The 7411-nt window shown below is 69.5% G+C and carries 9 protein-coding genes and 1 pseudogene; 7 read left to right on the top strand and 3 right to left on the bottom strand.

Annotated elements, in window-relative coordinates; all coding sequences use genetic code 11:
* From AC1DMQ_RS24355 to AC1DMQ_RS24345, 3 genes and pseudogenes are all read left to right on the top strand, one after another.
* Window positions 1-1939 (top strand): serine hydrolase domain-containing protein (locus tag AC1DMQ_RS24355; protein ID WP_477036117.1); only part of this gene is annotated, 1939 nt, incomplete at its 5' end.
* A gap of 24 nt (window positions 1940-1963) precedes the next feature.
* Window positions 1964-2054: pseudogene (locus tag AC1DMQ_RS24350) on the top strand (hypothetical protein); the annotation flags it as partial.
* A 55-nt stretch (window positions 2055-2109) separates the two neighbouring features.
* Entirely contained in the window at window positions 2110-2499 is a 390-nt protein-coding gene (locus AC1DMQ_RS24345) for a hypothetical protein (protein WP_477036116.1), read from the top strand.
* Here AC1DMQ_RS24345 and AC1DMQ_RS24340 read toward each other — a convergent pair.
* The 3 genes from AC1DMQ_RS24340 to AC1DMQ_RS24330 are packed head-to-tail and all read right to left on the bottom strand — an operon-like array spanning window position 2461 to window position 3766.
* Window positions 2461-2847 (bottom strand): RusA family crossover junction endodeoxyribonuclease, encoded by a 387-nt coding sequence (locus tag AC1DMQ_RS24340; protein WP_477036115.1) that lies wholly within the window; start codon window positions 2845-2847, stop codon window positions 2461-2463. The two genes, AC1DMQ_RS24345 and AC1DMQ_RS24340, sit on opposite strands and share 39 nt — an antisense overlap.
* A gap of 2 nt (window positions 2848-2849) precedes the next feature.
* Window positions 2850-3173: a YbjQ family protein gene (locus tag AC1DMQ_RS24335; RefSeq protein WP_477036114.1), complete on the bottom strand. Its 324-nt coding sequence runs from the start codon at window positions 3171-3173 to the stop codon at window positions 2850-2852.
* Between the two features lie 53 nt (window positions 3174-3226).
* The gene (locus AC1DMQ_RS24330) at window positions 3227-3766 is read right to left on the bottom strand and encodes a DUF1697 domain-containing protein (RefSeq protein ID WP_477036113.1); all 540 of its coding nucleotides are present in this window, start codon (window positions 3764-3766) and stop codon (window positions 3227-3229) included.
* 128 nt (window positions 3767-3894) lie between these two features.
* On the opposite strand from AC1DMQ_RS24330, the gene fumC reads away from it, so the two are divergent.
* From fumC to AC1DMQ_RS24310, 4 genes are all read left to right on the top strand, one after another.
* Entirely contained in the window at window positions 3895-5286 is a 1392-nt protein-coding gene (gene fumC / locus AC1DMQ_RS24325; protein ID WP_477036112.1) for a class II fumarate hydratase, read from the top strand.
* 2 nt (window positions 5287-5288) lie between these two features.
* A complete protein-coding gene (locus tag AC1DMQ_RS24320) occupies window positions 5289-5735 on the top strand; it encodes a GNAT family N-acetyltransferase (RefSeq protein WP_477036111.1) in 447 nt (148 codons plus the stop codon).
* Window positions 5732-6415 carry a phytanoyl-CoA dioxygenase family protein gene (locus tag AC1DMQ_RS24315; RefSeq protein WP_477036110.1) on the top strand — a complete coding sequence of 228 codons (684 nt, stop codon included), beginning with the start codon at window positions 5732-5734 and terminating at the stop codon, window positions 6413-6415. Before AC1DMQ_RS24320 ends, AC1DMQ_RS24315 begins: the two co-directional genes overlap by 4 nt.
* A gap of 132 nt (window positions 6416-6547) precedes the next feature.
* Window positions 6548-7408 carry a class I SAM-dependent methyltransferase gene (locus tag AC1DMQ_RS24310; protein WP_477036109.1) on the top strand — a complete coding sequence of 287 codons (861 nt, stop codon included), beginning with the start codon at window positions 6548-6550 and terminating at the stop codon, window positions 7406-7408.
* Window positions 7409-7411 lie beyond the last annotated feature (3 nt).

The raw sequence follows: 7411 nt of genomic DNA, 5'->3' as shown, positions 1-7411 counted from the left end.
GCCCGCGCCCGCGACGACCCCGAGCGCCGCCGCCGCGCCGACCCCGTMGCCGGTCCTGGCCAGCCCCGCGGCCCCGCTGCCGGCCGCCGATCTCGAGGCCTATGTCGACGGCGTCATCCGCGACCGCATGGCCCGCGACCACATCGCCGGCGTGACCATCGCCGTCGTCCAGAACGGCCAGGTGGTGCTGAAGAAGGGCTACGGCGTCGCCAGCCTGAACGACGGCCGCAAGGTCGATCCCGACAGGACCCTGTTCCGCGTCGGCTCGATCTCCAAGACCTTCACCTGGATCGCCCTGATGAACGAGGTCGAGGCCGGGCGCATGCGCCTGGACACCCCGATCAACATCTACCTGCCCGAGAAGCTGCAGTTGAAGGACCAGGGCAAGAAGACGCCCGTGCGGCTGCGCGACCTGATGACCCACACCGCCGGGTTCGAGGACCGGGCCCTGGGCCAGCTGTTCGAGCGCGACGCGCGTCGCGAGCGTCCGCTGGATCTGTACCTGCGTCAGGAGCGTCCCAACCGCGTGCGCGAGCCGGGCCTGCTGCCGGCCTATTCCAACTACGGCGCGGGCCTCGCCGGCGCGGCCCTGGCCAACGTGACGGGCCAGCCGTTCGAGAAGGTGGTCGCCGACCAGGTGATCCTGCCCGCCGGCCTGACCCACACCACCTTCCGCGAGAACCGTCCGTGGCGGGACGACCTGCCCGCCCCGATGGCGCCGGCCCTGGCGGCCGACCTGTCGGACGGCTTCCGCTGGACCCCGCTGGGCTTCCAGACCGAAACGCCCGAGTTCATCGGCCACATCGCGCCCGCCGGCTCGGCCTCCAGCACGGCCGGCGACATGGCCCGCTACATGACGCTGCTGCTGAACGGCGGGACCATCGACGGCAAGACGGTGTTCTCGCCCAAGACCAGCGCGATGTTCCGCACCTCGATGTACCGCCCGGCCGACGGCGCGCCGGGCTGGAACGCCGGCTTCATGGACATCCCCCTGCCCGGCGGCCGCCGGGGCTTCGGCCATGCCGGCGCGACCCTGTGGTTCCATTCCAACATGGTCATGGTCCCCGAGCTGGGCCTGGGCGTGTTCGTGGCGGTCAACACCGACACCGGCGCCGACCTGCCCGCCACCCTGCCCGCCACCATCCTCGAGCGTTTCTACGCGCCGCGTCCCGAGATCCCCGCCGCCAGCCGGATCACCCATGACGAGGCCCAGGCCTACGAGGGCCAGTTCCTGACCACCCGCCGCTCGTACGGCGGGCTGGAAGGCTTCATCGACCGCCTGATCGGCGAGGCGACCGTGCGCGCCGCGCCGGACGGCCGCCTGACCCTGACGATCGACGGCAAGTCCAGCCTATGGACGGCGACCGACCAGCCCGACACCTTCGCGCCGCTCAGCGGTTCGGGCCTGCTGGTCTTCCAGCGCGACGACGGCAAGGTCACGCGGTTCTTCTCGCCGACGGGCGTGGCGGCGTTCGAGCGCATCGGCTTCCCGCATCAACCGGGCTTGCTGACCATGTTCGCGGTGCTGACCGCCCTGGCCGCCATCGCCACCCTGATCGGCGTGGCCACCCGCGACAGCCGCGAGTCGCGCCAGACCCCGACCCAGGCCCGCGCCAGCCTGCTGCAGACCATCCAGGCCATCCTCTGGCTGATCGCCTTGATCGGCGTGGGCGTGTTCGCCAGCGGCGCCCGCGACCTGGCCAAGGTGTTCTACGGCTGGCCCAGCGGCTGGCTGCTCAGCGCCTCGGCCTGCGCCTTCGTCGCCACCCTGCTGACCATCGCCACCCTGGCCATGCTGCCCGTGGTGTGGCGCGGCGGCCGCCGGGTCGACAGCTGGACCTCGCTGCGCAAGCTGGCCTTCACCTGCACGACCCTGGTCTTCCTGGGCTTCGCCCTGCTGCTGGCGGCGTGGGGCTTCCTGGAATTCTGGAACGCCTAGCGCTCTGCGTCCTTCGAGGCTCGCCTGCGGCTCACACCTCAGGATGAGGATCGTGAATTGGCTCTGAATTCCTCATCCTGAGGCGCCCGCGCAGCGGGCCTCGAAGGACGCAGGGGTTCGGCACGCCCCATGCACCGCCCTCCCCGGGGAAGCCTCGGGGGGAGCCGATCGTGTCAAAACTGGACGCCGCCATCTTCAGCCTTGCCGGCCTGCTGGCCTGGCTGGCCGCCACGCTGTTCTACGCGGCCTACGGCGGCGGGCTGCTGGAACAGGCCTTCTGGTTCTATGCGCTGAACGCCTTCGCGGCGGCCGCGGCGGTGACCTTCGTCTTTCAGGCGACGGCGCGGCTGCGGCGCATTCCGCGCGGACGGCGGCTGTTCCCGGCCATGGCCTTCGGCATGCCGATCCTGGCGGGCGCCGACCTGGTGCTGGCCCACTTCCAACAGCTGATGTCCGACGAGCCGGCCAGCCTGGGCCGCTACGGCGCCTTCATGCTGGTGATGCTGGTCGCGGTGGGCTCGTCAGTCTTCGAGCGTGGACCGCAGAAAGCGCGACTCTAGCTTCCGCACCACGATGACGATCCGCTCGCGCTCGGCCGGACGGCGCTCGACCAGCAGCCGGGCGACCTGGGCGTCGTCGTGGAAGGCGTAGCCCTTGATCGCGTCCAGCAGGGCCTTGGCCAGGTTGTCCAGGTCCATCCACGGCGGCTCGCCGACGAACTCCATGCCGATCTCGACCGAGAATTCGCCCCAGGCCGGCCGCGAGCCGCGCCAGACCTTGCGGAAGAACTCGTAGATCAGCGGCTTGTAGTACTTGGCCTGGGTGGTCAGGCCGTCGACCACCAGGGTCAGCTCACCGCCGTCCTCGCGGGCCCGGACCTTGCCGTGATGCGTCCAGCCATCGTCCATGATCAGGCGGTCGGCTCGACCTTCACGGCGGTGCCGTAGGCCAGCACCTCGGTGATGCCTTCCATGATCTCGTTGGCGTCGTAGCGCATGGCGATGATGGCGTTGGCCCCCAACTCGGCGGCGTGGGCCACGAGCAGGTCGTAGGCTTCCTGACGGGCCGCCTCGGCCAGGTTGACGTAGATCGACAGTTTGCCGCCGAAGATCGACTGGATCGAACCGCCGAGATTGCCGATCACGCTGCGCGAGCGAACGGTGACGCCGCGCACCAGGCCCAGATGGGCGACGATGCGGTAGCCAGGCAGATCGTTGGTGGTGGCGACGAGCATGGGCGGTCTCCTTGTCTGCGGTCGGTATAGCCAAGACCGGACGGCCGCGTCCCTTACAAACCCACCATCGCCGCCAGCTTCATCACCGTGTTCCAGTTGCGGACCGTGCCGACCGGAGCCTTCTTGGTCTTCTTCCAGTCGCGGTCGAGCATCGACTCGCCGATGCCGTCGATGAAGTCGACATAGAGCTGCTTGCCGCCGCCCTCGACGCGTTCGCGACCGGTGATCGCGGCGCGCAGCACCTCGACGTCGCCCGCCGGGATCGGCTGCTTGAGGAAGTTGACGACCAGGTGGCTCGGGCGGGCCTCGACCAGGTCGGGGAACGGATTGGCGGCGATGATCGCCTTCAGCTCGGCCGGCGAGCGGACCATGAAGTCGGTGCGCAGGCCCATGCGCTTCTCCAGCCCATCCTCCAGGCGCTTTTCGATGTCGGCGTCCGAACCGGCCTTGCCCCACAGCACCAGGTTGCCGCTGGCCAGAAGGGTCTTGGCGTCGTCGAAGCCCAGGTCCTTGGCCAGGCCCAGCAGGTCGTCCTTCAGCACCTTGCGCCCGCCGACATTGACGGCCCGCAGCAGGGCGATGTGAGGGCTCATGGAAGACTCCTGTTCCGCCAGATTTCGAGGCGTAAGGCCCGTTTGACGCCTTCGCAAGCGCGGAACGTTGCCCTCCGCCCGCCTTGGGTCTAGACCCCGCTCGACCGTTTTTCCGGGAGACCCGCCGCATGACCGCCACGCGCAACGAGACCGACACCTTTGGCCCGATCGCCGTCGAGAACGACAAGTACTGGGGCGCTCAGGCCCAGCGCTCGCTCGGCAACTTCAAGATCGGCTGGGAGAAGCAGCCGCTTCCCGTCGTCCGCGCCCTGGGCATCGTCAAGCGCGCCGCCGCCGAGGCCAACCTGGCCCTGGGGAAGCTGGACCCCAAGATCGCCGAGACCATCGTCGCGGCCGCCAACGAAGTCATCGAAGGCAAGCTGAACGAGCACTTCCCGCTGGTGGTCTGGCAGACCGGCTCGGGCACCCAGTCGAACATGAACGCCAACGAGGTGATCTCGAACCGCGCGATCGAGATGCTGGGCGGCGAGATGGGCTCCAAGAAACCCGTCCACCCCAACGACCACGTCAATATGAGCCAGTCGTCGAACGACACCTATCCGACGGCGATGCACGTGGCCTGCGCCGAGCAGATCGTCCACGACCTGCTGCCGGCCCTGAAGCACCTGCACACGGCCCTGAAGGCCAAGTCCGACGCCTGGGCCAAGATCATCAAGATCGGCCGCACCCACACCCAGGACGCCACCCCGCTGACGCTGGGCCAGGAGTTCGGCGGCTACGCCCAGCAGGTGGCCAACGGCGTCGAGCGCATCGAAAGCACCTTGCCCAAGCTGATGGAGCTGGCCCAGGGCGGCACCGCGGTCGGCACCGGCCTCAACGCCCCGATCGGCTTCGCCGAGAAGGTGGCCGAACAGATCGCCGGCATCACCGGCCTGCCCTTCAAGACCGCTCCGAACAAGTTCGAGGCCCTGGCCGCCCACGACGCCATGGTCTTCAGCCACGGCGCGATCAACACGGTCGCCGCCAGCCTGTTCAAGATCGCCAACGACATCCGCTTCCTGGGCAGCGGCCCGCGCGCCGGCCTGGGCGAACTGAGCCTGCCGGAGAACGAGCCCGGCTCGTCGATCATGCCGGGCAAGGTCAACCCGACCCAGTGCGAGGCCCTCACCCAGGTCTGCGTGCAGGTGTTCGGCAACCACGCCGCCGTCACCTTCGCCGGCAGCCAGGGCCACTTCGAGCTGAACGTCTTCAACCCGGTGATGGCCTACAACTTCCTGCAGTCGGTGCGCCTGCTGTCGGACGCCGCGATCAGCTTCACCGACAACTGCGTCGTCGGCATCGAGCCCCGCGTCGACAACATCAAGAAGGGCGTCGAGAACAGCCTGATGCTGGTCACGGCCCTGAACGGCAAGCTGGGCTACGACATCTGCGCCAAGATCGCCAAGACCGCGCACAAGAACGGCACCACCCTGCGCGAGGAGGCCGTCGGCGGCGGCTACCTGACCAACGAAGAGTTCGACCAGTACGTCCGCCCCGAGAACATGATCTCGCCGGGCTGATCTTGATTCAGCTGATCCGGATCATCGACGACCTGCCGGACGGCTTCGACGCCCTCCTCGCCGACGCGGCGAGCGAGGGCGTTCGCAACATGGTGCTGTTGGCTCGGGACTGGGCCGGCGGCGACCAGCGCTTCGACGGCGACGGCGAGGCCCTGCTGGGCGCGCTGCTGGCCGGCGAACTGGCGGGGATCGGCGGCCTGTCGGTCGAGCCCGCCGCCCACGAGCCGGCCCGCCGCGTGCGCCGCTTCTATGTCCGCCCCGCCTTCCGTCGCCAGGGCGTGGCGCGAACCCTGGCCTCGGCCCTGATCCAGGAAGCCCTCGACCAGGTCGATCTCCTGACCTGCAACGCCGCCGCCTCCCCTGCCGCCGGTCCGTTCTGGGAAGCGCAGGGGTTTTCACCAGACACTTCAGGCCCTTGGACCCACGTGCTGCGGCGGAGTCTGGGATGAGCGCACCCAGCGATTTCGCACGTGACGGCGCCGTCCATTTTCCAGGCGTCCTCTCGCCGGACGACCTCGCCGCCTTGCGCGACCTGGCCGACCAGGTGGTCGGCGCCCGCCCCGGAGCGCGGCTGCGCGACGCTCCCGTGCTCGACGACATCCTGGCAACGACCGGCCCCGTCGGCGCCCTGGCCGCCCGCCTGACCTCGCAGACCGCCCGCCCCGTGCACGCGGTGATGTTCGACAAGACGCCCGACGCCAACTGGGCCGTGGCCTGGCATCAGGACCGCACGCTGCCMGTCGCCGAACGCGTCGAGGTCGAAGGCTTCGGCCCCTGGTCGACCAAGGACGGCCTGCTGCACGTCGCGCCGCCTTTCGAGATCCTGGCGCGGATGATCACCCTGCGCATCCACCTCGACCCCGTCGCCCTGGGCAATGCGCCCCTGCGCGTCGCTCTGGGCTCGCATAGCCTGGGCCGCGTACCGGCGGAGGAGGCGGCCGAACGCGCCGCCGCCCACCCGGTCATCGACTGCCTGGCCGCGCCCGGCGACGTCTGGGCCTACGCCACCCCGATCCTCCACGCCTCGGACCGCGCGGAACCGCCGCGCCGCCGACGGGTGCTGCAGGTCGACTACGCTGATTTCGAGCTGCCGGGCGGCCTCGCCTGGATCGGCATCGTCGCCCCGTAATCGAGCAAAGCCCAGCGGTCCCGCTCGACGCGTCAGCAGCGATCACGTCATCCAACTCTAGGGTGAATTTGGCTATTGCTCGGCACGGTCGAGCTCGCTAAGGCTCCGCCATCAGTACTGGTCGGGGGACCAATGAGTAACATCGACGCTCTCATCGAGGTGAGACGCCAGGCCGCGAGCCTTTTGCCCACCGGCTGGGTTCGTTCGGCCGCCGGCCTCGTGGAGGATATCCGCAGCCTCCCGGCGCGCCTGTCCGATCCGAAACGCTGGGCCGATCCCCTGCAGGTGATCCACCATGTCGGCGGCGGCGATTTCCAGGCGGTCGGCCGACACATCTTCACCCAGTTGCGCGAGCATGCCGGGCTGGCGCCGGATGATCGGGTGCTGGACATCGGCTGCGGCACGGGCCGCGTCACCACCGCCCTCGCCGACTTCCTGTCCCCCTCGGGCGGCTATGCCGGCTTCGACATCACCGAGGCGGCGATCGCGGCCTGCCAGCGCCGGTTCGCCAAGTCGCGGCCGGACTTCCGCTTCATCCACGCGCCCGTGCGCAACGGCGACTACCGCCCCGACGGCGACGTCCCCGCCTCGCGCTTCGAGTTCCCGTTCGCCGACCAGACCTTCGACCTGGTCTTCGCCACATCGGTCTACAGCCACATGCCGCTGGGCGACGTCGCGCGCTATCTGTCGGAGACGGCCCGCGTCCTCGCCCCGGGCGGACGGGTGTTCTTCACGGCCTATCTGCTCGACGACGAACGACGCGAGCGGGTGCGCCGGCGCGCCAACATGCGTCTGCAGGACTGGCGGGACGGCTCGATGGTCGCCGACCCCCGCACGCCCGAACGCGCCATCGCCCACGACCAGACCCTGCTGCTGAACCTGGCCGAAGAGGCTGGGCTGGAGCGGGTCTCGGTCAAGGCCGGCCGCTGGGAAGTCTCTCCGGCCTATGACGGCTGGCAGGACCTGGTGGTCCTGCGCAAGGCCGCCGCCTAGGGG

It is taken from the genome of Caulobacter sp. 05L422 (assembly GCF_056397765.1).
Note: the sequence above shows the minus strand (reverse complement) of the source record. Positions and strands in the feature narration are given on the sequence as shown.